Genomic DNA, 26,929 nt, shown 5'->3' with positions numbered 1-26,929 from the left:
AGGAGGATCCCGACATGTCAGATTCGCTGAGTGACTGTACGGAGCGGCGCTCCGCGGTCACCGAGGCAGAGGTGGAGGCCCTGGTACGGGGCATCTGCTTCAAGACCGGTCCACCCCGCACCCTCGGTGTCGAACTGGAATGGCACGTCCACGAGCTGCGTGATCCGCGGCTCCCGGCACCACCCGCACGACTGGAAGCGGCGTACGCCGCACTGCGGACCCTGACCCTGAACTCCCCGCTGACCGTCGAACCCGGCGGGCAGTTGGAGCTCAGCTCGGCACCGGCCGCCTCCCTGATGGAGTGCGTCGGGTCCGTCTCGGCCGACCTGACCGCCGTACGCGCCACACTGCGCGAGGCGGACCTCGGCATCAGCGGCTTCGGCCACGAACCCTGGAACCCCCCGACCCGCTACCTCCACGAGCCCCGGTACGACGCGATGGAGATCTGTCTCGACCGCTTCGGCCCCGAGGGCCGGGCCATGATGTGCTCCTCCGCCTCGGTGCAGGTGTGTCTCGACGCCGGGTACGAGGAACCCGGTCCCCTCGGCCACCGGCGGCGCTGGTGGCTGGCGCACCAGCTCGGCGCGGTGCTGGTGGCGTCGTTCGCGCACTCCCCGCTGGCGCGCGGCCGGGCCACCGGCTGGCGTTCGACCCGGCAGGCGCTGTGGGCGGCGATGGACCCGGCCCGGACGGACGCGCCGGCGCTGGACGTCGAGCCGCGCGCGGCGTGGGCGCGGCGCGTGCTGGACGCGTCCGTGATGTGCGTCCGCGCGGACGAGGGCCCCTGGGGGGTGCCCGGGGCGATGACGTTCCGGGAGTGGACGAGATCCGACACCCCGCCGACCCGGGCCGACCTCGACTACCACCTGACGACGCTGTTCCCGCCGGTGCGCCCGCGCGGCCATCTGGAGCTGCGCATGATCGACGCCCAGCCCGGTGAGGACGGGTGGATCGTGCCGCTCGCCGTGACGACGGCGCTGTTCGAGGACCCGGAGGCCGCCGAGACGGCCTACCGGACCGTGAAACCGCTGGCCGAGCGGGCGGGTTCGCGGCCCGCGCCGCGCAATCCGTTGTGGGAGGCGGCCACCCGTGACGGGCTCGCCGATCCCGAACTGCGGGAGGCGGCGGCCGTCTGCTTCGCCGCGGCGGCCGAGGCGCTGCCCCGGCTCGGCGCGAGTGCCGAGGTGCTGGACGCGGTCGTGGCGTACACCGACCGCTATGTGGCCCGGGGCCGTTGCCCCGCCGACGATCTGCTCGACGTGTTCCACGGGAAGGACATCCCCGCATGACCGCACCCGAGACGCCGGTCCCGACGGCCGGCGCCGACCCCGACATACTCCGGGAGCGCGCGCTGGCGGCGCTGACCACGGCCCGGGCCCGCACCGCGCTCCTCACCACCGCCGTCGACGAACCCGACCTCACCGCGCAGCACTCCCCGCTGATGTCGCCGCTGGTGTGGGACCTCGCCCACATCGGCAACCAGGAGGAGCTGTGGCTGCTGCGGAACGTGGCCGGGCGGGAGGCGATGCGGCCCGAGATCGACGGGCTGTACGACGCCTTCGAGCATCCGCGTGCCGCGCGGCCCTCGCTGCCGCTGCTGGCGCCCGAGGAGGCCCGGCAGTATCTGCGTGAGGTGCGCGGCCGGGCGCTGGACGTGCTGGAGAGCGCCGACTTCCACGGCACCCGGCTCACCGACGCGGGCTTCGCCTTCGGCATGATCGCCCAGCACGAACAGCAGCACGACGAGACGATGCTGATCACCCATCAGCTGCGCCAGGGGCCGGCCGTGCTGTCGGCGCCGGATCCCGAGCCCGTCCCGCTGTTCACCGGACCGGCCGAAGTCCTGGTACCCGGCGGGGAGTTCACGATGGGGACCTCGGACGAGCCGTGGGCGCTGGACAACGAGCGGCCCGCGCACCGGCGGACCCTCCCGGCGTTCCACATCGACACCACCCCGGTGACCAACGGCGCGTACCAGGCGTTCCTCGCGGACGGCGGCTACGAGGACGACCGCTGGTGGACGACCGAGGGCTGGGACCACATCCGCGCGCACGCCATCACCGCGCCGCTGTTCTGGCGGCGTGACGGCAGACAGTGGCTGCGGCGGCGCTTCGGTGTCACCGAGGTCGTACCGGCCGACGAGCCGGTGCTGCACGTGTGCTGGTACGAGGCCGACGCGTACGCACGCTGGGCGGGGCGGCGACTCCCGACCGAGGCCGAGTGGGAGAAGGCGGCCCGGCACGACCCGGTCACCGGCCGCTCGACCCGCTACCCGTGGGGCGACGCCGACCCGGCGCCCGAGCACGCCAACCTCGGGCAGCGGCATCTGCGCCCGGCACCCGCCGGTAGCCATCCGGAGGGGGAATCACCTCTGGGCGTACGGCAGTTGATCGGTGATGTGTGGGAGTGGACGTCGAGCGACTTCCTGCCCTACCCGGGGTTCACGGCGTTCCCGTACAAGGAGTACTCGGAGGTGTTCTTCGGCCCCGAGTACAAGGTGCTGCGCGGCGGTTCGTTCGCCGTGGACCAGGTGGCGTGCCGGGGGACGTTCCGCAACTGGGACTATCCGATCCGCCGGCAGATCTTCAGCGGCTTCCGCACGGCCCGGGACGCGTCCCCGGAGGTCGTCTGATGTGTCGTCATATCGCGTATCTGGGGCCGGAGTCGGCGCTGGGCCGGGTCCTGGTGGATCCGCCGCACGCCCTGTTCCGGCAGTCGTGGGCGCCCCGGCGGCAGCGGTACGGGACGGTCAACGCCGATGGTTTCGGGGTCGGTTGGTACGCCGAGGGCGACCCTGTGCCGGGCCGTTACCGGCGGGCCGGGCCGATCTGGGGCGACCAGTCCTTCGCGGACCTCGCCCGGGTGGTCCGCACCGGGGCGCTGCTGGCCGCCGTACGGGACGCGACGGTGGCGGGCGCGGACGACGAGGCCGCGGCGGCGCCGTTCGCCGCCGGGGCGTGGCTGTTCAGCCACAACGGCGCGGTCGCCGGGTGGCCCCGGTCGCTGGCCCGTCTCGCCGACGGTCTGCCCGCCGTGGAGCTGCTGTCGATGGAGGCCCGTAACGACTCCGCGCTCGTGTGGGCGCTGGTCCTGAACCGGCTGCGGGCCGGCGACGAGGAGGGCCAGGCGCTGGCCGACACGGTTCTGGAGGTCGCCCGCGCGGCCCCCGGCTCACGGCTCAACCTGCTGCTCACCAACGGCGAGACCATCACGGCGACGGCCTGGGGCGACACGCTCTGGTACCGCGCCGAGCCCGGCCGCAGCACGGTCGTGGCGTCCGAGCCGTACGACGACGATCCGCACTGGGTGGAGGTCCCGGACCGCACCCTGCTCGCGGCGAGCCGTACGGACGTGCTGCTCACCCCGCTCAAGGAACCGGAGGACGCCACCCGTACGACCGACGACGAGACAGCCTCCGCCAGCCCGAAGGAGACTTCCGCGTGAGCCCGTTCCGTGTCACCCGCACCCTGCCCGAGGACGCCACCGACGCGGCGCTGCGCGCCGATGTCCTGGACGGGCTGACCCGTACCCCGAAGACGCTGCCGCCGAAGTGGTTCTACGACGCGCGCGGCAGTGAACTGTTCGAGCGGATCACGGAGTTGCCCGAGTACTACCCGACCCGTGCCGAGCGGGAGATCCTCGTCGGCCGGGCCGGCGAGATCGCCGCGGCGAGCGGTGCGCGGACCCTGGTCGAGCTGGGGTCCGGCTCCTCCGACAAGACCCGGCATCTGCTGGACGCGATGCCGGGCCTGCACACGTATGTGCCGGTCGACGTGAGCGAGAGCGCGCTGCGGCAGGCGGGCGAGGCGCTGGTCGCCGAGCGGCCCGGGCTGAACGTGCACGCCCTGATCGCCGACTTCACCGCGGGGCTGGCACTGCCCGAGACTCCGGGGCCGCGGCTGGTGGCGTTCCTGGGCGGCACGATCGGCAATCTGGTGCCGGTGGAGCGGGCGGCGTTCCTGACCGCCGTCCGGGGGCTGCTGGCGCCCGGGGACGCGCTGCTGCTGGGGACGGACCTGGTCAAGGACGCGGGGGTGCTGGTCGCCGCGTACGACGACGCGGCGGGGGTGACAGCCGAGTTCAACAAGAACGTGCTGAACGTCGTCGACCGGGAGTTGGGGGCGGACTTCGATCCCGACGCCTTCGAGCATGTCGCCCTCTGGGACGTGGAGCGCGAGTGGATCGAGATGCGGTTGCGGTCCCTCGTGGCGCAGACGGTGAAGATCCCCGCGCTTGGCCTCGCGGTCGAGTTCGAGGCGGGGGAGGAGGTGCGGACCGAGGTGTCGGCGAAGTTCCGTCGGGACGGGGTGCGGGCTGAACTGGCTGCGGTGGGGTTGGAGTTGGCCCACTGGTGGACCGACTCGGAGGAGCGGTTCGCGTTGTCGTTGAGCCGGGTCGGGTAGCGGGCGGGGCTGGTCCTGGAGGGTGCGTTGTCGGGTGCGGGCCCGGTGGGGCTTCTCGCGCAGTTCCCCGCGCCCCTAAAAGACCAGGCCCCTGCGGGCCTGAAAGATCAGGCCCCGCGGCCCTGGAAGGCAACCGGCGGCGGGCCTGAAAAGCATGGGGCGCAGCCCCTGCTTTTCAGGGGCGCGGGGAACTGCGCGACCAGCCCCCACTCACCCGCACCCGACAACGCACCGCCCCCCACCCCGGCCCCCCTCGCGAACCGGCGGAGCCTGGGGCACCGTGGAGGGATGTGTGGCCTGGAGGCCACCGTGGAGCTCGCGAACAAGGAGAACCCGTATGACCGACCACGTGTACCGGGTCACCGAGATCGTCGGCAGTTCGGGCGAGAGCGTGGACCACGCGATCCGCAACGGCGTCGCCCGCGCCGCCCAGACCCTGCGCAACCTGGACTGGTTCGAGGTGACGCAGGTCCGGGGGCACATCGAGAACGGGGAGATCGCGCACTACCAGGTCGGCCTCAAGGTCGGCTTCCGGCTGGACGACGACACCGACTGACCCGGCGGCTCGCGCGGGCGCTCAGGTCCGCCCCTCCCGCTCCTGCGCCACCTTCAGCGCGGCGGAGGCGGCGGCCCAGCGCGCCCGTACGACCGTGAAGCCCGCCCGCTCCGCGTCCTCGCAGACCAGTTCGTCGTCATCGACGAGGACGCGGATCTCGCGGGTCCGCGACAGTTCGCGGAGGATCTCCAGTTTGGTGTGGCGGGCGGGCCTGCGGTCGTTGTTCCGACGCATCCAGATGCGCCCCTCCGGCAGGCCCTGCGCGGCCAGCCAGTCGACGGTGTCCCGGCGGCAGCGCTCGGGCCGTCCGGTCAGATACACGACCTCGCACTCCTCGGCGCTCTCCCGCGCCAGCGCGACCCCCTCCGCCAGCGGCGGATCCTGTGGGGCGGCGGCGAAGAACGCGGCCCAGTCGCGCGGCTTGCGCTCCAGGAACCGCTGCCGGTGCGCAGTGTCGGCGAGGGTGTTGTCCAGGTCGAAGACGGCGAGGGGCCGGTCGTTGTCGGTCACGGCACCAGCCTAGGCAGAGCCCGGCCGGCCGCTGACTCGTGTCGTCCGTCGGGGCTTCACACGACCGACACAGACCCCGCCAATCGCTTGAGGTTTCAAACGTTAGGCTCATCATCTCTCCCCCCACCCAGCACAGGAGAATCGGTGTGCTTGACGGCGAAGTAATCGTGATCGGCGGCGGATACGGGGGCATCCGCCTCGCCAAGCAGCTGGACGAGGTCGCACGGGTCACCCTCGTGGACCGCAAGGAGGTCTTCTTCCACCGCATCGCCGCCCTGCGCGCGGGCGTGCACGAGGCATGGACATGGACGCCCTTCGTCCCCTACGACCGGCTGCTGCGCAACGGCCGGGTCGTGGTGGGCAAGGCGATCGACATCGACACGGCCGAGCGGCAGGTGAGGCTCGCCACGGGTGAGCGGCTGCCGTACGACGTGGTGGTGATCGCGACCGGCGCGGACTATCCGGAGCCGGCCCGTTTCCTGGGCACCACCACGGAGGAGGCGGGCAAGACGTTCGCCGCGCACCAGGAGAGCGTGGCCGCCGCCGAGCACGTCCTGATCGTCGGCGGCGGGCCGGGCGGGGTCGAACTCGCCGCCGAGATCCGGCTCGCCCGGCCGGACGCGCGGGTCACGCTCGCGCACGCCGGGTCCGAGCTGCTCAACTCCACCGGCAGCAAGCGGGCCGGGCGGCGGGCCCTGACCTGGCTGGAGTCGCACGACGTCCATGTGCGGCTCGACTCGTTCGTCTCCCCCGGGCCCGACTTCGGCACGTACCGGGACGGCCGGGGGAACCTCATCGAGGCCGACCTGTCGTTCTGGGCCAACGGCACCACCCCGAACACGCTCTGGCTGCGGCTGGCCGGGCACGGGACGTGGCTGAACGAGGCCGGGCAGGTCAAGGTCGACAGCATGCTGCGGGTCGACGGGCAGTCGGACGTGTTCGCGGTCGGCGACGTGAACGATGTCAGCGAGCTGAAGATCTCCCCCGTGGCCTTCGCCCAGGCGGACATCGCCGCGCACAACATCCGTTCCCACCTGACGAGTCCGGGCCGGCATCGCAAGGAGCCGCGGCTGTACCGGCCGGTCCGGCGGACGCCGCTGATCGTGCCGCTCGGGCCGGCCGACGGGATCACCCTGCTGCCGGTGCCCGGTGGGGAGACGGCGGTGCTGGGGGCGCGGACGTCCACGCTCGCGAAGGCGCGGACGCTGATGACGCCGTATGTCCGGAGGCAGTTGGGCTACTGAGGGGTGCGTTGTCGGGTGCGGGTCCGGTGGGGCTTCTCGCGCAGTTCCCCGCGCCCCTGAAAAGCAGGGGCTGCGCCCCGTGCTTTTCGGCCCGAAAGGGCCGCAGGCCCTTAAGGGGCGCGGGGAACTGCGCGAGAAGCCCCACCGGGCCGCAGACGAAAAACTCGCCTCGCCCGGTCAGTCCAACCCCGCCGCGCTCACCGACTCCTGCTCCACCAGCTCGTTCGCGTGTGTCAGAAAGTCGTCCACCATGCGATGGAACAGCCCCGCGAGCTGCTGGAGTTCCTCCGGGGACCACTCCGACAGCGCCATCTGCATACCGCGGACGCCGGCCTCGCGGATGCGGTCTATCGCCTGCTTGCCGACCGGGGTGAGTTCGATGCGCTGGGCGCGGCGGTCGTCCGGGTCGGGGACGCGGGTGACGTGACCCGTCTTCTGGAGCTGCTGGACCTGGCGGGTGACGTGGGAGGCCTCGACGCCGAGGCGGTTGGCCAGCTCCCCCGGCCGCAGCGGCTCGGAGTCGGCGATCTGCCGGAGCAGGGCGACGGCGGCACGGTCGAGGGGGACACCGGCCAGGCTCATCAGTCGCTCGTGCGCCCGGGCCCGGGTGCTGAGGTAGGTGATACGGGTGAGGGCTCGCTCGATCTCGATCACTTCCGGGGAAGCGGGGTCGGAGGGTAGCGGTGATGGGGACATGGGCCCTACTTTACCATCTTGTTGCCTGACTCAAGTAAGTTCATCGCCCCGGCGCAGTCAGGCGCGGCACCGCGCAGTCCCTCGCAGCCCCTCGCAGCCCCCGCGACCGAACGGAGCCCCCATGTCCCTTCTCGCCCGCCCGGCAGTGGCCGCCCTCGCGGCCAAGGCGATGCAAGGCCTCGCGGCGCTGGCGCACCGCCGGCCCAGTGGGCGGGGTTCGGCCGCGTCCTGGCTCGGGCGCCTTCCCGAATACACCTGCGAGACCCGCGAGTTGAGCGTCCCGACGGCGTACGGCCCGGCCCGTGCCGTGCTCTATCTGCCCGCCGGCACCGAGGGCGCCGCTCCCCCGCCGCTGCACGTCAACTTCCACGGCGGCGGCTATGTCATGCCGCAGATCGAGCTGGACGACCCGCTGTGCCGGTGCCTGGCCGTCGAGGCGGGCGTGGCCGTGCTCAACGTGGACTATGTGGTCGCCCCGCAGCATCCGTTCCCCGCGCCGCCCCGGCAGGCGTTCGAGGTGGTCCGGTGGGCCGCCGGGCACGGGGACGAGCACGGCTGGGACGGGAGCCGGCTCTCGGTGGGCGGGCAGAGCGCGGGCGGTGGGCTGGCGGCGGCGGTGGCCCGCCAGGCGTTGGAAGAGGGCGGCCCGTCGATCGCCCTCCAGGTCCTGCACTACCCACCGCTCGACCTCGCCACCGGCGCCCGGGACAAGCGGGCCGCCATCGCCAGACCGATGCTGCGCCCGTGGATGGCGGACGTCTTCGACAGCGCGTACATCCCGGACCCGAAGGAGCGCGCCGACCGGCTGGCCTCGCCCGCCCACCCCTCGGACACCGCCGACCTCAAGGGCATCGCGCCGGCGTTCGTGGTCACCGCCGAGAACGACCTGCTCAAGGCCGAGGGTGTGGCGTACGCCGACCGGCTCCGGACGGCCGGGGCCCTGGTCGGCCATCACGATGTCGCGGGTGCCGACCACGGTTACGACGGCCAGGACGAGACCAGGGCCCGCGAGGTGTACCCGCTCATCGCGCAGCGAGTGCGGCAGGCGTTCGCGGAGGATCCGGCGGCGTAGGGCCGACGTCGGCGCCGAGCCCGGCGCCGGGCCTCCTCGTGCCGCCGGTCAGCCCGTCGGTGTCAGGGACTTCTCCTGGTCGCTGTGCGGGGTCCGGCCTGCGGTCCGCAGGGAGGCGATGCCGATGAAGACCATGGAGGAGACTCCGGCGAGGGCGAAGGCGGTGAAGCCCCAGTCGCCGTGGCCGGCGGCGAGGAGCTGGCCGCCGAGCCAGGGGCCGAAGACGGCGCCGAAGCGGCCCATGCCGGAGGTCCAGCCGACGGCCGTGGCCCGGTTCCCCGGGGCGGAGCGCAGGGAGACGGTCGCGTAGATCATGGTCTGGGCACTGTTGAGGAAGACGCCGGTGAGGAAGACGACCAGGAAGGTCACGCCCAGCGGCATCCGGACGCTGAGCAGGAAGACACCGGCGGCGGTCAGCGCGAACCAGATCGCCGAGATGCGCGGGGCACCGAAGCGGTCGGCGGCGCGGCCCGCCACGAGCATGCCGACGATGCCGCCGAGGTTGAACAGGACGACGAAGGTGAGCGCGGAGCCCAGCTCGTAGCCCTCGGCGCGCATCAGGGTGGGCAGCCAGGTGGCGACGCCGTAGACCAGGAGCAGACCGCCGAAGGAGGCCGCCCAGTAGAGCAGGGTGCGGTTCCACTCGCCGCCGCGGAAGAGGTCGGCGAGGGCGGTCCAGCGGTCGGTGGGGTTCTTCTCGGCGGGCGCGGCGGGCGGTTCGACGTCGAAGCGGCGGGCGAGCTGTGCGGCCTCGTCCAGGCGGCCCTTGGCGACCAGGAAGCTCAGCGACTCGGGCATCAGCTTCGCGAGGACCGGTACGAACAGCAGCGGGGTCACACAGATCCAGAAGGCGGCCCGCCAGCCGAGGGGCTCCACGACCCACAGGGCGACGTAGGCGGAGAGGATGCCGCCGGCGTGGTGGGCGGTCATCAGCATGCCGATGGTGAGGGCGGCGCGACCGCGCGGGGCGTAGTCGGAGACCATGCTGATCGCGGTCGGCAGCAGCCCGCCGAGGCCGATGCCGGCGAGGGTGCGGCCGAGGCCGAAGACGCCGACGGAGTCGGCCATCGCACAGAGGCCGGAGGCCAGTGAGAAGAGCGCGACACAGGCGACCATCAGCTTCTGGCGGCCGATGCGGTCGGCGACCGTACCGGCGGTGAGGGCGCCGACGAGCATGCCGAAGGTGGCGTAGCTGCCCAGGTCACCGGCCTGGTCGGGGGTGAGGCCGAGGGCCTTCTCCGCCAGCATGTGCGGCAGCACCGAGCCGTAGATGAACATGTCGAGGCCGTCGAAGAGGACGGCCAGCCAGCACAGGCCGATGACCAGTGCGGCGAGCTTGCCGACGCGGACGGCCGGGGTGGCCGCGGAGGTCGGGGACGGGGAGGAGGACATCGTTGTTTCCCTCTCGAACCGGGAGAACGCGGGGGGTATCCAGACGCTAAGCAGCCACCTCAGATGAGTCAACGTTTTTGTCAACAATTTTGGCGGCAATTGCGGGGTGTCAGTCGACCGGCGGGGTGCCGTGCGTGTGGAAGGACTCGATGGTCTTCAGGCCCCAGGCCTGGCCCTTGGCGCGCTCCTCCTGGGTCCAGGTGATGAGCGGCCAGTCGGGGGCGAGGACGAGGCGGGTGAGCGGGTTGCACAGCTCGATCCGGTTGCCGCCCGGCTCGTAGACGTACAGGAAGAACGTCTGCTGGATGGCGTGCTTGTGCGGGCCGGTCTCGATGAACACGCCCTGGTCCAGGCAGAGATCGGCGGCCCGCAGGATGTCCTCGCGGGTGTCGGTGGCGAACGCGATGTGGTGCAGCCTGCCGCGTGAGCCGGTCCAGTCCTCGGTGTAGACGACGTCGTACGACTTGTTGGTGAAGGTCAGCCACTGGGCGGCGACCCTGCCGGTGTCGAGGACGATCTGTTCGGTGGGGCGGGCGCCGAGGACGTCGCGGGTGAAGGCGGCGTCGGCCCCGACGTCGGCGGCGAGGAAGTTGACGTGGTCGAGGCGGCGTACGCCGACGCCGTGGCCCGGCTTGGCCTGGGGCTGGTTCTTCAGGCCCGGCCTGAGGTCGGCCGGTGCCTCGTACCACTCGCTCTCCCAGTACAGGGCGATCTCGTGGCCGTCGGGGTCGGTGGTGACGTAGAGCGGGCCGATCCCCGGCTCGTCCTCGACCCAGCGGCCCGCGCGCCCGGTGTTCTCCAGCTCCTTCACCCGGCGTTGCAGTGCCTGCTCACTGGAGGCCCGCAGGGCGGTGCGGCGGATGCCGTTGGTGGAGTGGGCGGTGAGGGTGAGGCTGTGGTGTTCGTAGTCGTCCCAGGTCCGCAGGTAGACCGAGCCGCCGGAGCGGCCGTTCTCGGTGAGGCCCAGGATCTCGGTGAAGAACCAGAGGCTGCGGTCGAGGTCGGGGGTGAGCAGTTCGACATGGCCGAGGTGGGCGATGTCGCCGAGCGGCGGGGTCATCGGGGACTCCTTGGAGTAGCGGGAGTGGGTCAGGGGTGGGAGGAGGGGGCGGCGGGCCGGGGGAAGACCGTGCCGTCGAAGATCTTGCGGGCGGTGCGGACGACGGCGGTGCGGCTCGCCGAGGGGCTGCCGTCGGGGCCGTACGCCACCCGGGTCTCGATGTCGAGGAAGCCGGTGGGGTGCTCGACGCGCAACCGGTCGCCGGTGGCCGGGAGTTGGGCGATGCCCTCGCCCACTCCCCCGGCGACCCGTAGCCCGGCGGCCACGCTCGCGGCGCCGAGGACGCCGATGGAGGGGTGGCAGCGGACCGGGATGAAGGTGCGGGTGGCGACCCCGCCGCCGTCCCGGGGCGGGGCGAGGAGACTGAGCTTGGGCACGGTGGTGTGCTCGACGTCCCCGAGGCCCATCAGCGGGCCGGCGGTCAGCCTGATCTCGCGCAGCCGGGCGGCGAGCGCGTCGTCCTCCTCCAGGTCACCGGGGGTCTCGTGGCCGGTGACGCCGAGGGCGGTCGCGGGGATCAGGACGGTCGGCATGCCGTTGTCCACGCAGGTGACCTCCGTACCGGCGACGACATCGCGGGCGTTGCCGGTCGGGAGCAACGGGCCGCCGCCGGGCGGGAACTCGATCACCACCGGCGCGCCCGTCCCCGGCACCCCGGAGATCTCCGCGTCCCCGGTGACCGCGATCCGGCCGCCGGGGGTGGGGAAGGTGGCGACGGCGAGGTCACCGGTGTTGAGCATGCGGATCCGTACGGACGTCTCGGGCTCGCCGGGGCTCACCAGTCCGCGGTCGACGGCGAACGGGCCGACCCCGGCGAGCAGGTTCCCGCAGTTCTGACGGGCACTCACCTCCGGTCTGTCGACGCCGACTTGGAGGAACAGGTAGTCGACATCGGCCCCGGGGTCGGCCGACGCGGACACCACGGCCACCTTGCTGGTCAGGGGGTGGGCCCCGCCCAGGCCGTCGATCTGGCGCGGGTCGGGGCTGCCCATGACCCGCAGCAGCAGGTCGTCGCGGTCGGCCGGGTCGGCGGGCAGGTCCTCGGCGAGGAAGTAGGCGCCCTTGGAGGTGCCGCCGCGCATCAGCGTGCAGCGGACGCCCCCGGACCAGCCGGTCACGGCCGGGGCTCGTCGTCGGCGTACTCCTCGGCGGCGTACTCCTCGTACGACCGGTACGTCACCCCGAGCCGTACGAGGGTCTCGCGCAACCCGTAGCGGTCCAGGCCGAGTTGGCCGTCGAGGAAGGCGGCGCGGGAGGCGGCCTCCTTGCGTTCGCGGGCCTCGGCGGCCTCGGCCGTGCGGCGGGCCCGGGTGCGGGGGACGACCACCACTCCGTCGTCGTCGGCGAGGATCACGTCACCGGGGTGGACGACTCGGCCGCCGATGGCCACGGGGACGTTGACGGAGCCGCCGGTGGCCTTGACCGTGCCCTGGGCGCTGACGGCGGCGGCCCAGGCGGGGAAGTCCATCGCGCGCAGTTCGGCGGTGTCGCGGACGCCCGCGTCGATGACCAGGCCGCGGACGCCCCGCCGTTGGAGGGCGGTGGCGAAGAGTTCGCCGAACATGCCGTCGGTGGAGGGCGAGGTGGTGGTGACGACGAGGATGTCGCCCTCGCCGCACTGCTCGACGGCCGCGTGGATCATGAGGTTGTCGCCGGGCCAGGACAGGACCGTGACGGCGGTGCCGGCGATCCGGGTGTCCCGCTGGACCGGGTGCAGGTGGGTGCCGAGCAGGCCCGTGCGGCCCATCGCCTCGTGGACGGTGGCGACGCCGTACCGGCCGAGCGCCTCGACGTCCCGCGCGTCCGCCTTCGGCGGGTTGGTGACGATCACGCCGCCCATCAGTCGAGCACCCCCGTGACCTGCGGGTAGGGGCGCATGTACGCCTCGGCCATGGTTCGGTGGGCGAGGCCCAGGTTGGGGCCCGCGTTGCGCTTGAGCTGGACGCCCCGGCGTACGGCGAGGTCGGTGTAGTAGTCCCACAGGTGCCGCTGGGCGGCCAGGCACTCCATGGCCTTGCGCTTGGTCTCCCAGACCTCGGTGATGTCGAGGAGGACCTCGGGCCGGAAGCCGCACATCTCGGGCTGGTGGGGCTCGAAGAAGAAGACGGGCGGGGCGCCGATGATCTCGCCCTCGGCGGGGTAGCCGATGGCCTGGGCGAGGACCCGGGCGTCCAGGGCCATCCGGGCGGCGGCCGGGTGGTCGCCGTTGTAGGGGTCCTCCAGGGGGTGGGTGAGGACGACGTCCGGCTGGGCCGCGCGGTAGACGGTGACCAGCCTGTCGGTGAGTTCGGGGGTGCCGAGCAGCGGGTAGTCGCCGGCGTCGAAGAAGACGATCCCGGCGCCGAGCGTGGCGGCGGCCTTCTCGGCCTCCTCGCGGCGGATCGCCTTGATCTCGTCGAGCTTCCGGCCCTCGCGCCAGGCCTTCGCGGACTCGCCGCGCTCCCCGAAGGTCAGACAGGCGATGGTGACCTTCTCGCCGCGCGAGGCCGCCAGGGCGATGGCGCCGCCGGCCCTCCACACGAAGTCGCCCGCGTGGGCGGTGATGACGAGTGTCGATCGAGGTGGGGCGGCGGCGGGCGCCGTGCCGTCGGTCATGGTTCGGGTCTCCTCGGTGGACAGGCGGGTCCGCCCACCCCGGAGCGTCGTGCGCGGCGGCCAGGTCGTGTCCGCGTCGCCCGGCAGGCGGGACTCTGCGGACACGAGCTATGCGCGCAGCGCGGTGATCACGCTCGTGAGGTGGGCGCGGACGGCCTCCTCGGCCGCCCGGGGGTCCCTCGCCGTGATCGTCTCGATCATGGCGAGGTGTTCACCCAGGGAGTGCTGGGGCCGTCCCGGCCGCAGCGCGAGCTGGAACCGGTGGCGCACCAGCTGGGCGTTGAGCCGCTCCAGCAGTTCCACGGCCACCTGCTGGCCGGAGATCTCCCGGATGCGGGCGTGCAGCCGCTGGTTCAGCTCGGAGTACGTCACCGGCTCGCCGTCGGCCACGGCTTTGGTCATCGCCGTGCCGATGTCGGCCAGTTCGGCGAGTTCGTCGTCGGTGGCCAGGGTGGCCGCCTTCGCCGCGCACAGCCCTTCCAGGACCATGCGGCACTCGCTGATGGCGACCGCTTCCTCCACGCTCACCACCCGCACCCGCGAGCCCCGGTTGCGGATCCGCTCGACCAGTCCTTCGGCCTCCAGATCGATCAGCGCCGCGCGGATGCTGGCCCGTGTCACACCGAACTGCTCGGCGAGTTCGTTCTCCACCAGCCGTTGGGCCGGTGCCATCTCGCCGTGCAGGATCGCCTGCCGCAGCTTCGCCAGCGCGAGCTGTTTGGCCTGCTCTCCGGTGCCCGGACGGGCTTCCTCCTGCATCGTGCCCTCCCTGAGTGAGTGCCTGTCGAACGTAAATCTAGGCCAACAGGATTGTCAACAATTTTGTTCTCACAGGGTCGCACGGTTCACCGGGCCGCCTCCGGGGCGGTCCGCACCGGAAGGATCACCGCGGAGGGCTGCTCCGGCCCGTGGTGGACGCGCTGGTCGGCCGCCCGGAGGGTGGTGGCGGTGGCGAGGGGCGCGCCCGTGCCCGGGTTGCGGGCGTAGCGGGGGAAGGCGCCGCTGGAGACCTGGACGCGGATGCGCCGGCCGCGCCGGAAGCGGTGGGCGGTGGGCCACAACCGGACGTCGGCGCGGCCGAGTTCGTCGGCGCCGGTGAGCCCGGTCAGCCCGTCGCAGACGTTGACCGAGCGGCCGCGCTCGTCGACCTCGCAGAGCCGGACGAACACATCGGCGTACGGCAGGCTGGAGCGGAACCAGATCTCGGCGCTCACCTCACCGACGATCTCGACGTCCTCCTCCAGTACGGCGGTGGTGTAGGTGAGGACGTCCGGGCGGGCCTCCAGCGCGGTGTTGTCGACGCGTCCGGCGCGGGGCGGCATGCACACGCCGCCGACGGACGGGGTGGGGTCCGCCGGGTCGTAGTGGTACCCGTCGGACCCGGGCCCGGCGGGCGGCTCGACGGCGAGGGCTCCACCCGGATGGAGGCGGAAGCGTCGCTCCTCGTACCCCTTCGGCGGCCAGGATGCGAAGTCGCGCCAGGCCTCCTCGCCCGTCACGTACAGCCGCACCGGGGCGCGCTCCGGGGGCTGTTGGCCGCGCGCGTGGGCGAGGCCGAACTCGACGGCCTCCATCGCCAGGGTGTTGTCGAACGTGGTGTGCGTCCAGGGGCCGACGGTCAGCCGGGGCTCGCGGCCGGCCGTCTGGAGGGCCGTGAAGTCCCGTAGCTGGCCGGGCAGGAAGATGTCGTACCAGCCGCCTATCGAGCTGACCGGTACGGTCACCTCGGCCACCCGGTCCCGGTGGTCGAGGCCGGCCCAGTGCGGGTCGTCGGCGTCGCGGGCGAGGATGTCCTGGATGTACGGGGAGCGCCGGCCGAGGGCGGCCAGGTCGGCGTCGGCGAGGGGCAGGGTGTCGAGGGCGCGGCGGACGCGCTTCAGCCCGAAGGGCTGGCGGACCATCGCGAACGGGCGTTCCTGCTGGGCGACCATGGCGCCCCAGCCGAACGGCGTCTGCAGCGACATCCCGTCCGCGCGCAGGAACTCCAGGGTGAGCGCCGACTCCGTCATGTGCGGGATCATCGCCTTGACCTGCGGCGGGAGCCGGTCGGCCACCGCCCACTGCACATAGCCCATGTAGCTGGTGCCGACCAGCACGATCGCGTCGCCGCACCACGGCTGCTCGACCAGCCAGTCCAGGGTCGCCAGACCGTCCGCGCGTTCCTGCCGCTGGGGGTCGAAGGTGCCGCCGGAGCCGAAGCCGCCCCGGGTGCTCTGGATCAGCACCTGATAGCCGCGCTCGGCCAGCGGCCGGACCGCCGCGAGCGCGATCACGCCGCGCCTGCCGTACGGGCAGCGGATCAGCGCGGTCGGCAGGCCCTCGCCGCCGGTGCGCGGCGCCCAGCGGTCGGCGAGCAGGTCGACCCCGTCGGGCATCGGCACCCGCAGGTCCCGTTCGACGACGAGGTCCCGGGTGAGCGGCGGGGGCAGTTTCAGTGCGCGCTGGACGAGGTGGCTGCTGAGGTTCACCGGCGTTGCTCCTGGTTCGGTGCGGACGGGACGGACCGGCCCAGCGCGGCGGTGATCATGGGCACCATCCGCATCAGCCGGTCGGCGAACTGCTCCGGGTCGAGCGGCTCCTCGCCCTCCACGACCCAGGTGTTGACGACGGCGGAGGCGCCGCCGGTGAGGAACGTGGCGAGGTCGTCGACCAGTCCGGGGTCGGGATCGGCGCCGTGGAGTCGGCGTACGACCTCCCGGTTGGCGGGCGTGATCAGTTCGGTGAGCCCCTTGTTGAGGTCGAACGCGCGGGACCCGGTGAACATCGCGCGGTAGAAGGCGCGGTGCTCGGCGAAATGCCGTGCCATGGCCAGCACTCCGGCCCGGTCGGTCAGGTCCGCCGCGTCGTACGCGGGCCCCTCGACCAGTTCACGCCGGGCGAGGTCCAGCCCGGCCTGGAGCAGCAGTCCGTCACGGTCCCCGAACTGCTGGTACAGCACCTGCCGGCTGATGTCCGCGGCCTCGGCGATCTCCGAGACCGGGACGGCGGTCGTGCCCCGCTCGGCGACCAGGGCGAGGGCGGCCCGCATCAGCGCGGCCCGCGAGCGGCGGACCCTGCGGTCCATGGGCGGCTGCGGAGGTGTCGGGGGAGTCGGGTCCGGCTGCATGACCACGATAATGGACACCTGTTAAGAAATGAGCAAGTGTCCATGAACGGCACACGGAGTGCCGACGCGAGGAGGAACGGAGTGTCGGCGCGAGGAGAAGGGGTCAGCGGCGCGGCACCGACATGCTCAGCGCGTTCGCCGCGACCACCGCGCCGATCGCCGACCATTCGAGCGGGCCGAGGCCCTGCCCGAGCATGATCCAGCCGGCCAGGGCCGCGAGGACGGGGTTGACGCTCATGAAGAGCCCGAACACCTGGGCGGGTACGCGGCGCAGGGTGAACACGTCGGCGAGGTAGGGCACGGCCGAGGCGAGGACCCCGGCGGCGATCGCGTAGGCGACGGCCCCAGCGGTCGGCGGGTTCCGTACGACGACGGCGACGCCGACCGGCAGGAAGGCGAGGGCGGAGAGGGCGGCGGCCGCCGCGGACCCCTGGGCGCCGGGGATACGGCGGCCGACCGTGCGGTTGAGCAGGATGTACGAGGCCCAGCAGACGGCGGCGAGGAGACCGAGGCCCATGCCGAGGTAGTCGGCGGAGGGCTGGGGGCGCATCAGGGTGACCACGCCGACCCCGGCGATCAGCGCGCAGCACGCGTCGATCCGGCGGCGCGAGCCGGCCAGCGCGATGGCGAGCGGACCGAGGAACTCCAGGGTCACCGCGAGCCCCAGGCCGATGCGGTCGATGGCGGTGTACAGCGACAGATTCATCGTCCCGAACACCAGCGCGAGCAGCACCACCGGCCACCACTGGCGGGCGGTGAAGGACCTCCACCGCGGCCGGCCCACGGCCACCAGGACGAGGGCGGCGACGTACTGCCGTATCGCGACCACGCCGGCGGGTCCGAGCACCGGGAAGGCCAGCGAGCCCAGGGCGGCCCCGACCTGGTTGGACGCGCCGCAGCCGAGCATGGTGAGGACGGCGGCGAGGCGCGCGCCGCCCGGCTCCGGGGAGGGGGACGCGGCGGCGGACTCGGGGGCCGTACCGGTGGGGGCGAGGGCGGCGGTGGGAGCGGCGGCGGTGTCCATGAGCCGATCGTGCGCCGGGCCCACCGTTGCGCAAAATGCATCCACGGGCAGATCTATACGCTGGAGTCATGGATGACACGGACCCGGTCGTCAGGGAGGTGGAGCTGCGGCAGCTGCGCTGTCTCGTGGCGATCGTCGACGAGGGCACCTTCACCGACGCGGCCATCGCGCTCGACGTCTCCCAGGCGGCCGTGTCCCGCACCCTGGCTTCGCTCGAACGGGCCCTGGGCGTACGGCTGTTGCGCCGGACCTCGCGCGAGGTGACCCCCACGCCGACCGGGCTGCGGGTGGTGTCGCACGCGCGGCGGGTGCTCGGCGAGGTGGACGACCTGGTGCGGGAGGCGACCTCGGGCCACGTACGGCTGCGGATCGGCTACGCCTGGTCGGCGCTGGGCCGCCACACGCTGACGTTCCAGCGCCGCTGGGGCGCCGCGCATCCGGAGACGGATCTGCAGTTCGTGCGGGCCAACTCCCCGACGGCCGGGCTTGCGGAGGGCTCCTGCGATCTCGCCGTGGTCCGGCGGGCGGTGGACGACCGGCGGTTCGACTCGGCGATCGTCGGGCTGGAGCGGCGGATGTGCGCGCTGGCGAGCGACGATCCGCTGGCCCGCCGCCGGTCGGTGCGGCTGGCCGATCTCAGCGGGCACGTCCTGCTGGTCGACCGCCGGACCGGCACGACCACCCCCGACCTGTGGCCGCCCGGCTCCCGGCCCGCGACCGAGAAGACGCACGACGTCGACGAGTGGCTCACCACCATCGCGACGGGCCGTGCCGTCGGGGTGACCCCGGAGTCCACGGCCAACCAGTACCGGCGGCCCGGTGTCGTCTACCGGCCGGTGCGGGACGCCGAGCCGATCGCCGTGCGGCTGGCCTGGTGGCGGGACGACCCGCATCCCGCCACCCCGGCCGCCATCGAACTGCTCTCGGAGCTCTACCGCTCCGGCTGAGCCCCTCCCCCGGCCCCGGCCTTCGGTGTCAGCCGCAGCACGGTGCCCTCGCCGTTGGCCGACAGCAGGAGGGTCCCGTCCGGGGCGGCGGCGAGACCGGCGAAACGGCGGGCCATCCCGGGCATGCCGCCGGCGAACAGGGCCGGTTCCTCCCGGGGGACGACACCCGGGGGCGGTCCGACCGGAAGGTCCTCGGCGTCGGTGCGCCGCTCCCCCGTGACGAGGGAGATCGCGTGCAGCCTGCGCGGACCGGTCTCCACCACGAACAGGTCGTCCCCCAGGACCGCCAGCCCCTGCGGTGCGCCGAGCCCGTCCGCGACCACGGTGGTCCCGCCGCCGTCCGCATCGATCCGCAGGACCGTCCCAAGCCGTTCCTCGCTGACGTAGAGGCGGCCCCGCGCGTCGAAGGCCACGTCGGTGGGCCGGTCGAGCCCTTCGGCGAGGACGGTCACGGTGTCCGCAGCCGTACCGGGGGCCGTGGCCGAGTCGCCGGCCGGGCCCGTCCCGGCGTCCGCCGCGGGGGCGTCGACGGCCACGACCCGGCCCGCGCCCGACTCGGCCACCACCAGGGAGCCGTCCGGCCCCACCGCGATCCCGATGGGCCGGTCGAGGCCCCGCACCCGCTCCCGGGCGGTCCCGGACCCGGTGTCGTGGGTCAGTACGGCGCCGAACTGCGAGGTGTAGTGCAGCAGTTCGCCGTCGGCGGCGATGCCGTGGGCGAAGGGCCTCAGCAGATGCGTCTCCACCTCGTCGGGCGCCGGGCTCGCCAGCCGGTAGTGGTCGGCCGCGTACACCGTGCCGCCGAGGTCGACCGTGATGCCGTAGGGCCCGTCGAAGCCGCGGGGCACGAGGTCGCGGGTGCGGCCGTCGGGGTGCAGCTCGCTGACGCCGCCGGCGGCGTAGCTGGAGACGAACATCCGGTTCTCGGCGTCGAACGCCGCGTTGTCCAGGGCCGTCAGCCCGCTGGTGAGGAGCGTGCGGGTGCCGCCGCCGTGCAGGTCGATCCGGGTGACGATGCCCTCGACGCCGCGCGAGACGACGTGCAGGACACCGCCCTGGTCGAAGCGGACCGCGACCGGCTGGTGCACGTCCTCGGCGACCACCTCGGGCGTCCCGCCGTCCGGCGGCACGCGCCAGACCTGGCCGGTCATCATGTGCGGGTAGTACAGATGGCCGTCCGGGCCGCGCTGCATCGCGTTGCCGAGGGCCAGCCCCTCGCTGAGCACCACCGGGTCGCCGCCGTCCGGGAACAGCTCCATCAGCCGGCCGTCGGGCTTCATCTCGTTGATGAACAGCCGGTCCCCGATACAGGTGATGCCGTTGGGGTTGGTGACCTCGTCGGAGACGAGGCCGTACTCCCCCGCCGGGCTCCGCCGCCACACCCGGCCCGGCACCAGGTCGGCTATGTACATCGAGCCGTCCGCGCCGAAGGCGAGGTCGTCCGGCGACTGCACCGGGCTGTCCATCGGCACGACCACCTCGACGTCCCCGGTGGCCGGGTCGACGGCGCTGATCTGCCCGGCGAGGAACTGCGCCACGTACAGCCGCCCGTCGGGGCCGAACGCCACCCCGTTGGAACCCCACAGCGGATTGGGCGGGTTGAGCCGCCGCGCATCCCAACGGGCGCTGGTGGTACGGAGATCGCCGGACTCGTCGTACCGGCTGGGTCGCTTGTCCATACCGTCCGTCATCGTCTTCCCCGGCCTCACTCGGCGCCCACGAGGACGTCGTCCATGCCGCCGTCCGCGCGCCAGCGGCGCAGCAGTTCGTGGAAGGCCACCGGTCCGTCGCCGTACGACTCGCTGCGCTCCCGGGGCCGGCCCTCGTTGTTGTAGTAGCCGGGGGTGCACTCGGCCTGGAACCTGTACAGGTCGGCCGCCTTCTCGCGGATGGTGGCGACCCAGGCGTCCTGGGCCTCGGCGCTCGGCTCGACGTAGCGGGCGCGGCGTCTGCGGGCCTCGGCGACGACCTCGCCGACGTGGCGGGACTGCTGGTCGAGGATGTGGACGTAGTTGACGGCGCTGGCGTTCTGCATCGGGCCGAGCTGGAAGAGGTTGGGGAAGCCGTGGCTGTAGAAGCCGTGCAGGGTCTTCGGGCCGGCCGTCATCCAGGTCTCCAGCAGGCCGACGCCGTCCCAGCCGTACGCGGGGAGGCGGCCGGAGAGCAGGCCGGAGACACCGACCTCGAAACCGGTGGCGAAGATGACGCAGTCCACCTCGTACTCGACCCCGCCGACCACCACCGCGTTGTCGGTGATCCGCTCGACGCCATGGGTGTCGGCCGTGTCGACGAGGGTGACGTTGGGCCGGTTGAAGGTCTGGAGGTACTGGTCGCTGAAGGTGGGCCGCTTGCACATGTAGCGGTACCAGGGCTTGAGCTTCTCGGCGGTCTCCGGGTCCTCGACGATCGTCGCCACGCGGTCACGCAGCTCGTTCATCTTCTGGAAGTCGGCGATCTCGTAGGCCCGTTCACGCTCGTCCGCCGGGACGTCCGCGTACGCGGCGGTCGGGATCAGCTTCTCCTGGAGGCGGGCGCTGCTGGTCCAGGCGTCGTTCACCAGGTCCTGACCGGCCCGGACGCCGGTGACGGTCTTCAGGAAGTTGTCCATGCGCGCGCTCTGCCAGCCGGGGGCGAGCGTCTTCGCCCACTCCGGGTCGGTGGGGCCGTTGCCGCGCACGTCGACCGTCGAGGGGGTGCGCTGGAAGACGTACACGTGTGCCGCGTCGGCCCCGAGGTGCGGGACGACCTGGATGGCGGTGGCGCCGGTACCGATGACGGCGACCCTCTTGTCGGCGAGCCCGGTGAGGCCGCCGTTCGCGTCGCCGCCCGTGTAGGCGTAGTCCCAGCGGCTGGTGTGGAAGGTGTGGCCCTTGAACGTCTCGATGCCGGGGATGCCGGGCAGCTTCGGCTGGCTGAGGGTGCCGCTGGAGACGACGACATAGCGGGCCCGGACGCGGTCGCCGCGGTCGGTGGCGACGATCCACTCCAACTCGGTGTCGTCCCAGCGCAGTTCGGTGGCGACGGTCTGGAAGAGGGCGTCGCGGTAGAGGTCGAAGTGCCGGCCGATGGCGCGGGTGTGCTGCCGGATCTCCTCGCCCGGGGAGTACTTCCACTTCGGGACGTAGCCCAGTTCTTCGAGGAGCGGGAGGTAGATGTACGACTCGATGTCGCAGTGGATGCCGGGGTAGCGGTTCCAGTACCAGGTGCCGCCGAAGTCGCCGCCCTTCTCGATCACCCGGACCGACTCGACGCCCGCCTGCCGCAGCCGGGCCCCGGCGAGCAGCCCGCCGAAACCGCCGCCGACGACGATGGCCTCGACCCGGTCGTCGACCGGGTCGCGGGTGAACTCCTGGTCGGCGTACGGGTCGTCGTCGTAGTACGCGAAGTCACCGGAGATCCGCTGGTACTGCGCGCCGCCGTCCGGGCGGATCCGGCGCTCGCGCTCGGCCCGGTACCGGGCGCGCAGGGCGTCCGGGTCGAAGCCCAGTTCCTCCGGGTCCGGCGTGGTGGGGACGGAAGGGGTGTGGGGGGTGGACATCGATGTCCTCTCTGCGGTCCTGGTACGTCCGTTGGGGGTCGTGCTGTGCCGCACGGGCCGTGTCAGGCGGGGCGGTGCCGGCGCATCCAGGCGCCCTGTCCGCCGTCGACGAGCAGGTCCGTGCCCGTGATGTAACGCGCTTCGGGGCCGATGAGGAATGCCACGGCGTCGGCTATCTCCGCCGGGGTGCCGGAGCGGCCGGCTCCGCTCGCCTCCATCATCTGGAGCATGTGCGCCCCGCTCGGCCCCTCGGCCTCCGCCTTCGACATGGCGGTGGCGATGATCCCGGGGCTGACGGTGTTGATCCGGGCGCCGCGCCGGCTCCAGGCGAGCGCGGCGGCCTCGACCCGCACATGGTTGGCCCGCTTGGACACGATGTACGCCATCGTCGCGCTGTCCCCGACGGCGGCGACGGCACCGACGTCGAGGAGTTCCTCCGCCGGGGCGGTGGCGAGGGCGTCCTCGTCCGCGGCGCCGAGGGAGGCGACATGGCCGGCCATGCTGGAGACGCAGACCATGGCCGTGTCCCGGCCGGCGACCGTCTCGAAGGCGTCGATGACATGGGCGGTGCCCAGCAGGTTGACCTCCAGGATCGTCCGCGCCGCGCCCTGGGCGGCGGAGACACCGGCGGTGTGCACGACGGCGGTCACCCGGCCCTCGCCGGCCGCCTCCTCGGCGAGCCTGTCCACGGACTTCCGGTCGGAGACGTCGGTCAGGACGCCCCGTACCGCGTACCCCTCGTCGCTCAACGCCTCGACGGCCCGGTCGAGTTGACCAGCCGAGGCGTCGGCCAGCAGCAGGGTCCGCCCGCTGCCGAGCCGCCGCGCGATCGCCACGCCCATGCCGCCGGCGCCGGTGACGACGACCACGTCACGCTCGCGGTCGGACGGTCGTTCCGCCATGTTCTACCTCCTGCGGTGTCGCCGGTGTCTCCGGCGGGAGTGTCGTGCGCCAGTCGGCGCCGGACGCGATGGCCTGCCGCCACTGCCGGATCGCCTTGGGCGGCATACCGACCGCGAGGGCGCCGGTGACCTGGTCGCCCGTGCGGTAGACGGCGACGAAGCGGCGTTCGGCGAGGGCCCCGGCGACGACGGCGACCTCGTCGTGGCCGCGCAGCTGCCCGTAGGCCTGGATCTTCATGTCGTACTGGTCGGACCAGAAGTACGGCACCGGTGCGAACGGCTTGCGGGCCTCGGGGGCGAGCAGGTTGCGGGCGGCGGCCATGCCTTGCTCGGCCGCGTGCGTGCGGTGCTCGATCCGCATCGAGGTGCCGAACAGCGGGTTGTACCAGCGGGCGACGTCACCGGCCGCGTACACGTCCCCGCCCTCCGGCCGGGGGGACCCCCAGACGGCCTCGCAGTACTCGTCGCACAGCACGCCGTCGCCGGTCAGCAGGCCGCTGTCCGCCAGCCACTCGGTGTTGGGCAGCGAACCGACGGCGACCAGCACCTCGTCGGCCTCGACCACCTCGCCGTCCGCGAGCCGTACGCCGTCCTCGGTCACCTCGGTGACGGTGACACCGGTGCGCAGGTCCACGCCGTGGTCGAGATGGGCCCGGGACAGCACCGCGCCGACCTCCGCGCCGACCGCGTGGGCCAGCGGCACCGGCGCCGGTTCCAGGAGGGTGACCTTCGCTCCGAGCCGCCAGGCGACGGCCGCGGCCTCCGCGCCGAGGAACCCGGCGCCGACCACGACCAGCCGCGTCCCCGGTGTCAGCCGCTCCCGCAGCGTCAGCGCGTCGTCCAGGGTGCGCAGCACATGTGCGCCCTCCCCGGGCAGCCTGCGCGGGCGTACGCCGGTCGCGACGACCAGTGCGTCGTACGGCACCTCGTCGCCGTCGGCGAGCCGAACGCGGCGTTCCCGCGGGTCGAGGCCGGTCGCGGCGGTCCCGAGGCGCAGGTCCAGGCCGAGGCCGTCGAGATGGGCCGGGGCGCGCAGGGTGAGCCGGTCGGTGTCCCACTCCGCCGAGAGGAGCTGCTTGGACAGCGGGGGCCGGTCGTACGGGGCGTGGGGTTCGTCGCCGACGAGGGTGAGCGTGCCGTCGTAGCCCTCGCGGCGCAGCGTCTCGGCCGCCGCCAGTCCGGCGGCCGAGGCGCCCACGACCACGATCCGCCTCACCGGTCCACCAGTCGGATCGCGGCGGCGGGGCAAATCGCGACGGCCTCCTGCACCCCGTCCATGAGGTCGTCGGCGGGGTGCTCCTCCAGCAGGATCGCGACGCCGTCCTCGTCACGCTGGTCGAACACCTCCGGGGAGGCCATCACGCACTGGCCGGAGGCCACGCACTTGGGTTCGTCGAGTTCCACACGCATGGGGTGCTCCTTGGTTCGCGCGTAGTCGTGGGGGTGGTGGGGGTGGTGGGGGGAGGGCAGGTCGTCACCAGGCGACGGGCAGGCACTTCACGCCGTAGGTGGTGCCGGTGTGGTTGAAGGCCAGCTGGTCGATGGGGGCGGCCGGGCGGAGGGTCGGGACACGGCGGTAGAGGGTGCCGTAGACGACCTGGAGTTCGAGGCGGGCCAGGTTCTGGCCGAGGCACTGGTGGGGGCCGTAGCCGAACGCGTTGTGCTGGCGGGCGGGGCGGCTCAGGTCCAGGCGATCGGCCTCGGGGAAGGCGTTCGGGTCCCAGTTGGCCGTCTGGAGGTCGAAGAGCAGGCCGTCGCCCTTGCGGATGACCTGGCCGTCGATCTCGATGTCGTCCTTGGCGACGCGCCGCAGGCCCGAGTGGACGATGGAGAGGTAGCGCAACAGCTCGTCGACCGCGCCGGCGACCACTTTCGGGTCCTCGGTGTCGCGCAGCACGGCGAGCTGGTCGGGGTGTTCGAACAGGGCGAGCGTGCCGAGGCTGATCATCGTGGCGGTGGTCTCGTGGCCGGCGATCAGCATGGCCACGCCCATGCTGACGGCCTCCTGGTGGGTCATCTCCCCGGCCTTGACGCGGGTGCCCATCTCCGACAGCACGTCGTCACCCGGCTGTTCGAGTTTCTCGCGGAAGAGGGCGTCGAGGTAGCCGCCGAGGGCGCGGCTGGACTCCTGTGCCTCCTCCGCGGTGAGGGAGTTGTCGAGGACGCGGTTGCTGTTCTCCTGGAAGAAGTGGTGGTCCTTGTACGGCACGCCGAGCAGTTCGGCGATGACGAGCGAGGGCACGGGCAGGGCGAGCGCCGTCAGCAGGTCGGCCGGGTTGGGGCCGGCCAGCATCTCGTCGATCAGGTCGTCGACGATCTTCTGTACGGCCGGGCGCATCGCCTCGATCCGCTTCACCAGGAACGGCGCGTTCACCGAGCGGCGCAGCCGGGTGTGTTCGGGCGCGTCCGTGTTGGTGATCAGCTTCGGGGTGTGCGGGGCGATGGCCGCGCGGTGGGCGTTGACATGGGGGAAGTCCGGCTCGTGGTCGTCGTTGCTGACCCGCGGGTCGGTGAGCAGGGTGCGCTGGTCGGCGTGGCGGGTGATCAGCCACGGGGTGCTGCCGTTCCAGATGCGCACCTTGGTGATCGGCCGGTCGCCGCCGCGGAGTTCCGCCGCGGCGGGGGGCGGGGCGAGCGGGCACTCCGTCGCCCTGGGCATCGGATACACCGGGCACTGGCCGCTCGCGTCGGACGCGGCGTCGGTGAGGGTGTCGGCCATGGTCTCTCCTCGGGGGTGGGGGCTCCGGTGAGGTGGAGCGCCGGGGGATGCGTCGAGGCCTCGATGAACACATGCAAACAGAGCGGTCTGACGGGGGGCGGCCAGTTACCTGACAGGAAGCTGACGTGAGCCGGATCACATGGCGGGGTGAGGGGTGGCCTTTCGGCCACAACTCGCGGGGCTGGGTGGGTGGTTGGTGTTCACGGAAGGGGGGCGAGAGTGCTGCGGCGTTCTTGGTGGGGGGCCCAGCGGTGCGTCACGGCTTGAGTGGCTTTAGGACACATTTGCTTCATGAGAGGTTCGCTCAGCGTTCCCCGGAGGACGTGCCGAGCCAGTAGCCGAAGCCTCGGCGGGTGTGGATGAGGGGCGTGCCCTCGCGGTCCACCTTGCGGCGGAGGCGGGAGACGAGTTGTTCGATCGCGTTGTCGCCGTGGAAGTCGCCCCACACGTAGCGGCCGATCTGCTCCTTCGACAGCACCTTGTGGGCGTTGACGAGGAGATGGCGCAGCAGGCGGTACTCGGCCGGGGTGAGGTTCAACGCCAGGCCCGCACGCAGGGCCTGGCAGGCGGGGTCGTCCAGGACCAGGTCGTCGTACGACAGTTCACCGTCGCGGCGGACGGGTTCTCGGCCGCGCAGGAGGACCTGGGCGCGGGCCAGGACCTCGGCGATACGGAAGGGTTTGGTGACGTAGTCCTGCTCTCCCAGGCCGAGTTCGGGGAGGAGCTTGCCGAGGGAGTCGTACTGGGTGAGGAACAGGACGGGTGGGCGGTGGACCACGGGGCGGCGCTCACGGCCGAGGTCCTCCAGGTCGGGGAGGGCGAGGTCGAGGACGACCAGGTCGAAGCGGTGGTCGGTGAGGCGGGTGACGGCTTCTCTGCCGGAGGGGGTGGTGTGGGGGTGGTAGCCCGCCAACTCCAGGGTGGTGGAGAGGAGTTCGGCGGTGGAGGGGTCGTCGGCGGCGATGAGGAGGTGTTGGCCTGTGCCGCGTGGGAGGGTGGGGGTGGGGGTGGGGGTTAAGGGCATGAGGGGGTGCCTGCCTGGTCGTCGGGGGTGTGTGCGGGTGCGTTGGGGTTTTTCGCGCAGTTCCCCGCGCCCCTGGTGGGGCGCGGGTGGCCGGTGGGGCGGGCGGGGCCGTGCCGGTGCGTAGAGTCCGTCGCGGGTGGC

General features: G+C 72.7%; 26 protein-coding genes. 8 read left to right on the top strand and 18 right to left on the bottom strand.

Annotated elements, in window-relative coordinates; translation table 11 throughout:
* Positions 1 to 14: 14 nt before the first annotated feature.
* The 5 genes from egtA to ACZ7MG_RS24820 all read left to right on the top strand — a co-directional run bounded on the left by egtA (position 15) and on the right by ACZ7MG_RS24820 (position 4,959).
* On the top strand, positions 15 to 1,289 hold the full coding sequence (gene egtA / locus ACZ7MG_RS24840) for an ergothioneine biosynthesis glutamate--cysteine ligase EgtA (RefSeq protein ID WP_471380618.1): 1,275 nt from the start codon (positions 15 to 17) through the stop codon (positions 1,287 to 1,289).
* Positions 1,286 to 2,632 carry an ergothioneine biosynthesis protein EgtB gene (gene egtB / locus ACZ7MG_RS24835; protein ID WP_471380617.1) on the top strand — a complete coding sequence of 449 codons (1,347 nt, stop codon included), beginning with the start codon at positions 1,286 to 1,288 and terminating at the stop codon, positions 2,630 to 2,632. The genes egtA and egtB overlap by 4 nt, the downstream gene beginning before the upstream one ends.
* A complete protein-coding gene (gene egtC, locus ACZ7MG_RS24830; protein ID WP_471380615.1) occupies positions 2,632 to 3,444 on the top strand; it encodes an ergothioneine biosynthesis protein EgtC in 813 nt (270 codons plus the stop codon). Before egtB ends, egtC begins: the two co-directional genes overlap by 1 nt.
* Positions 3,441 to 4,403: an L-histidine N(alpha)-methyltransferase gene (gene egtD, locus ACZ7MG_RS24825; RefSeq protein WP_471380614.1), complete on the top strand. Its 963-nt coding sequence runs from the start codon at positions 3,441 to 3,443 to the stop codon at positions 4,401 to 4,403. Before egtC ends, egtD begins: the two co-directional genes overlap by 4 nt.
* A gap of 337 nt (positions 4,404 to 4,740) precedes the next feature.
* Complete coding sequence (locus ACZ7MG_RS24820; protein ID WP_351410094.1) at positions 4,741 to 4,959, top strand: dodecin; 219 nt, start codon at positions 4,741 to 4,743, stop codon at positions 4,957 to 4,959.
* Between the two features lie 21 nt (positions 4,960 to 4,980).
* Here the strand turns inward: ACZ7MG_RS24820 and ACZ7MG_RS24815 are convergent, their stop codons facing one another.
* Positions 4,981 to 5,469 carry a phosphatase domain-containing protein gene (locus ACZ7MG_RS24815; RefSeq protein ID WP_471380611.1) on the bottom strand — a complete coding sequence of 163 codons (489 nt, stop codon included), beginning with the start codon at positions 5,467 to 5,469 and terminating at the stop codon, positions 4,981 to 4,983.
* A 146-nt stretch (positions 5,470 to 5,615) separates the two neighbouring features.
* Between ACZ7MG_RS24815 and ACZ7MG_RS24810 the strand changes: the two genes are divergently transcribed.
* Positions 5,616 to 6,713, top strand: a complete 1,098-nt coding sequence (locus tag ACZ7MG_RS24810) for an NAD(P)/FAD-dependent oxidoreductase (RefSeq protein ID WP_471380609.1) — start codon at positions 5,616 to 5,618, stop codon at positions 6,711 to 6,713.
* Positions 6,714 to 6,890: 177 nt separating this feature from the next.
* Here the strand turns inward: ACZ7MG_RS24810 and ACZ7MG_RS24805 are convergent, their stop codons facing one another.
* A complete protein-coding gene (locus ACZ7MG_RS24805) occupies positions 6,891 to 7,409 on the bottom strand; it encodes a MarR family winged helix-turn-helix transcriptional regulator (protein ID WP_471380607.1) in 519 nt (172 codons plus the stop codon).
* Positions 7,410 to 7,530: 121 nt separating this feature from the next.
* Between ACZ7MG_RS24805 and ACZ7MG_RS24800 the strand changes: the two genes are divergently transcribed.
* A complete protein-coding gene (locus ACZ7MG_RS24800) occupies positions 7,531 to 8,481 on the top strand; it encodes an alpha/beta hydrolase (protein ID WP_471380605.1) in 951 nt (316 codons plus the stop codon).
* A 48-nt stretch (positions 8,482 to 8,529) separates the two neighbouring features.
* Here the strand turns inward: ACZ7MG_RS24800 and ACZ7MG_RS24795 are convergent, their stop codons facing one another.
* The 9 genes from ACZ7MG_RS24795 to ACZ7MG_RS24755 all read right to left on the bottom strand — a co-directional run bounded on the left by ACZ7MG_RS24795 (position 8,530) and on the right by ACZ7MG_RS24755 (position 17,658).
* A complete protein-coding gene (locus tag ACZ7MG_RS24795) occupies positions 8,530 to 9,873 on the bottom strand; it encodes an MFS transporter (RefSeq protein ID WP_471380603.1) in 1,344 nt (447 codons plus the stop codon).
* 109 nt (positions 9,874 to 9,982) lie between these two features.
* The gene (locus ACZ7MG_RS24790) at positions 9,983 to 10,933 is read right to left on the bottom strand and encodes a catechol 2,3-dioxygenase (protein WP_471380601.1); all 951 of its coding nucleotides are present in this window, start codon (positions 10,931 to 10,933) and stop codon (positions 9,983 to 9,985) included.
* A gap of 29 nt (positions 10,934 to 10,962) precedes the next feature.
* Positions 10,963 to 12,015, bottom strand: a complete 1,053-nt coding sequence (locus ACZ7MG_RS24785) for a 4-oxalomesaconate tautomerase (RefSeq protein ID WP_471381694.1) — start codon at positions 12,013 to 12,015, stop codon at positions 10,963 to 10,965.
* 32 nt (positions 12,016 to 12,047) lie between these two features.
* Complete coding sequence (locus tag ACZ7MG_RS24780) at positions 12,048 to 12,773, bottom strand: 4-carboxy-4-hydroxy-2-oxoadipate aldolase/oxaloacetate decarboxylase (protein ID WP_471380600.1); 726 nt, start codon at positions 12,771 to 12,773, stop codon at positions 12,048 to 12,050.
* Complete coding sequence (locus ACZ7MG_RS24775; protein WP_471380598.1) at positions 12,773 to 13,528, bottom strand: PIG-L deacetylase family protein; 756 nt, start codon at positions 13,526 to 13,528, stop codon at positions 12,773 to 12,775. Before ACZ7MG_RS24775 ends, ACZ7MG_RS24780 begins: the two co-directional genes overlap by 1 nt.
* A 108-nt stretch (positions 13,529 to 13,636) precedes the next feature.
* On the bottom strand, positions 13,637 to 14,287 hold the full coding sequence (locus ACZ7MG_RS24770) for a GntR family transcriptional regulator (RefSeq protein WP_471380596.1): 651 nt from the start codon (positions 14,285 to 14,287) through the stop codon (positions 13,637 to 13,639).
* A gap of 86 nt (positions 14,288 to 14,373) precedes the next feature.
* The gene (locus ACZ7MG_RS24765) at positions 14,374 to 15,996 is read right to left on the bottom strand and encodes a CocE/NonD family hydrolase (protein ID WP_471380595.1); all 1,623 of its coding nucleotides are present in this window, start codon (positions 15,994 to 15,996) and stop codon (positions 14,374 to 14,376) included.
* Positions 15,993 to 16,634: a TetR/AcrR family transcriptional regulator gene (locus ACZ7MG_RS24760; RefSeq protein WP_471380594.1), complete on the bottom strand. Its 642-nt coding sequence runs from the start codon at positions 16,632 to 16,634 to the stop codon at positions 15,993 to 15,995. The genes ACZ7MG_RS24765 and ACZ7MG_RS24760 overlap by 4 nt, the downstream gene beginning before the upstream one ends.
* 103 nt (positions 16,635 to 16,737) lie before the next feature.
* Positions 16,738 to 17,658 carry an EamA family transporter gene (locus ACZ7MG_RS24755; RefSeq protein WP_471380592.1) on the bottom strand — a complete coding sequence of 307 codons (921 nt, stop codon included), beginning with the start codon at positions 17,656 to 17,658 and terminating at the stop codon, positions 16,738 to 16,740.
* Between the two features lie 68 nt (positions 17,659 to 17,726).
* Between ACZ7MG_RS24755 and ACZ7MG_RS24750 the strand changes: the two genes are divergently transcribed.
* Complete coding sequence (locus tag ACZ7MG_RS24750; RefSeq protein WP_471380591.1) at positions 17,727 to 18,605, top strand: LysR family transcriptional regulator; 879 nt, start codon at positions 17,727 to 17,729, stop codon at positions 18,603 to 18,605.
* Here ACZ7MG_RS24750 and ACZ7MG_RS24745 read toward each other — a convergent pair.
* The 7 genes from ACZ7MG_RS24745 to ACZ7MG_RS24715 form a co-directional block, all read right to left on the bottom strand.
* A complete protein-coding gene (locus tag ACZ7MG_RS24745) occupies positions 18,590 to 20,284 on the bottom strand; it encodes a hypothetical protein (RefSeq protein WP_471380590.1) in 1,695 nt (564 codons plus the stop codon). The two genes, ACZ7MG_RS24750 and ACZ7MG_RS24745, sit on opposite strands and share 16 nt — an antisense overlap.
* 26 nt (positions 20,285 to 20,310) lie before the next feature.
* Positions 20,311 to 22,143 (bottom strand): flavin-containing monooxygenase, encoded by a 1,833-nt coding sequence (locus tag ACZ7MG_RS24740; RefSeq protein ID WP_471380589.1) that lies wholly within the window; start codon positions 22,141 to 22,143, stop codon positions 20,311 to 20,313.
* Positions 22,144 to 22,205: 62 nt separating this feature from the next.
* Positions 22,206 to 23,045, bottom strand: coding sequence for an SDR family oxidoreductase (locus ACZ7MG_RS24735; RefSeq protein WP_471380588.1), 840 nt, complete (start codon positions 23,043 to 23,045; stop codon positions 22,206 to 22,208).
* On the bottom strand, positions 23,014 to 24,261 hold the full coding sequence (locus tag ACZ7MG_RS24730) for an NAD(P)/FAD-dependent oxidoreductase (RefSeq protein ID WP_471380586.1): 1,248 nt from the start codon (positions 24,259 to 24,261) through the stop codon (positions 23,014 to 23,016). The genes ACZ7MG_RS24735 and ACZ7MG_RS24730 overlap by 32 nt, the downstream gene beginning before the upstream one ends.
* Positions 24,258 to 24,455, bottom strand: a complete 198-nt coding sequence (locus tag ACZ7MG_RS24725; RefSeq protein ID WP_045561554.1) for a ferredoxin — start codon at positions 24,453 to 24,455, stop codon at positions 24,258 to 24,260. Before ACZ7MG_RS24725 ends, ACZ7MG_RS24730 begins: the two co-directional genes overlap by 4 nt.
* A gap of 64 nt (positions 24,456 to 24,519) precedes the next feature.
* Positions 24,520 to 25,764: a cytochrome P450 gene (locus tag ACZ7MG_RS24720; protein WP_471380584.1), complete on the bottom strand. Its 1,245-nt coding sequence runs from the start codon at positions 25,762 to 25,764 to the stop codon at positions 24,520 to 24,522.
* A gap of 304 nt (positions 25,765 to 26,068) precedes the next feature.
* Entirely contained in the window at positions 26,069 to 26,788 is a 720-nt protein-coding gene (locus ACZ7MG_RS24715; RefSeq protein ID WP_471380582.1) for a response regulator transcription factor, read from the bottom strand.
* Positions 26,789 to 26,929: the final 141 nt, after the last annotated feature.

It is taken from the genome of Streptomyces sp. NPDC107538, assembly GCF_055657445.1.
Note: the sequence above shows the minus strand (reverse complement) of the source record. Positions and strands in the feature narration are given on the sequence as shown.

Coding starts and splice junctions, on each gene's coding strand:
- egtA (WP_471380618.1), top strand. CDS start 15: ATGTCAGATTCGCTGAGTGACTGTACGGAGCGGCGCTCCGCGGTCACC.
- egtB (WP_471380617.1), top strand. CDS start 1,286: ATGACCGCACCCGAGACGCCGGTCCCGACGGCCGGCGCCGACCCCGAC.
- egtC (WP_471380615.1), top strand. CDS start 2,632: ATGTGTCGTCATATCGCGTATCTGGGGCCGGAGTCGGCGCTGGGCCGG.
- ACZ7MG_RS24820 (WP_351410094.1), top strand. CDS start 4,741: ATGACCGACCACGTGTACCGGGTCACCGAGATCGTCGGCAGTTCGGGC.
- ACZ7MG_RS24805 (WP_471380607.1), bottom strand. CDS start 7,409: ATGTCCCCATCACCGCTACCCTCCGACCCCGCTTCCCCGGAAGTGATC.
- ACZ7MG_RS24800 (WP_471380605.1), top strand. CDS start 7,531: ATGTCCCTTCTCGCCCGCCCGGCAGTGGCCGCCCTCGCGGCCAAGGCG.
- ACZ7MG_RS24795 (WP_471380603.1), bottom strand. CDS start 9,873: ATGTCCTCCTCCCCGTCCCCGACCTCCGCGGCCACCCCGGCCGTCCGC.
- ACZ7MG_RS24790 (WP_471380601.1), bottom strand. CDS start 10,933: ATGACCCCGCCGCTCGGCGACATCGCCCACCTCGGCCATGTCGAACTG.
- ACZ7MG_RS24785 (WP_471381694.1), bottom strand. CDS start 12,015: ATGCGCGGCGGCACCTCCAAGGGCGCCTACTTCCTCGCCGAGGACCTG.
- ACZ7MG_RS24780 (WP_471380600.1), bottom strand. CDS start 12,773: ATGGGCGGCGTGATCGTCACCAACCCGCCGAAGGCGGACGCGCGGGAC.
- ACZ7MG_RS24775 (WP_471380598.1), bottom strand. CDS start 13,528: ATGACCGACGGCACGGCGCCCGCCGCCGCCCCACCTCGATCGACACTC.
- ACZ7MG_RS24770 (WP_471380596.1), bottom strand. CDS start 14,287: ATGCAGGAGGAAGCCCGTCCGGGCACCGGAGAGCAGGCCAAACAGCTC.
- ACZ7MG_RS24760 (WP_471380594.1), bottom strand. CDS start 16,634: ATGCAGCCGGACCCGACTCCCCCGACACCTCCGCAGCCGCCCATGGAC.
- ACZ7MG_RS24755 (WP_471380592.1), bottom strand. CDS start 17,658: ATGGACACCGCCGCCGCTCCCACCGCCGCCCTCGCCCCCACCGGTACG.
- ACZ7MG_RS24750 (WP_471380591.1), top strand. CDS start 17,727: ATGGATGACACGGACCCGGTCGTCAGGGAGGTGGAGCTGCGGCAGCTG.
- ACZ7MG_RS24745 (WP_471380590.1), bottom strand. CDS start 20,284: ATGGACAAGCGACCCAGCCGGTACGACGAGTCCGGCGATCTCCGTACC.
- ACZ7MG_RS24740 (WP_471380589.1), bottom strand. CDS start 22,143: ATGTCCACCCCCCACACCCCTTCCGTCCCCACCACGCCGGACCCGGAG.
- ACZ7MG_RS24735 (WP_471380588.1), bottom strand. CDS start 23,045: ATGGCGGAACGACCGTCCGACCGCGAGCGTGACGTGGTCGTCGTCACC.
- ACZ7MG_RS24725 (WP_045561554.1), bottom strand. CDS start 24,455: ATGCGTGTGGAACTCGACGAACCCAAGTGCGTGGCCTCCGGCCAGTGC.
- ACZ7MG_RS24720 (WP_471380584.1), bottom strand. CDS start 25,764: ATGGCCGACACCCTCACCGACGCCGCGTCCGACGCGAGCGGCCAGTGC.
- ACZ7MG_RS24715 (WP_471380582.1), bottom strand. CDS start 26,788: ATGCCCTTAACCCCCACCCCCACCCCCACCCTCCCACGCGGCACAGGC.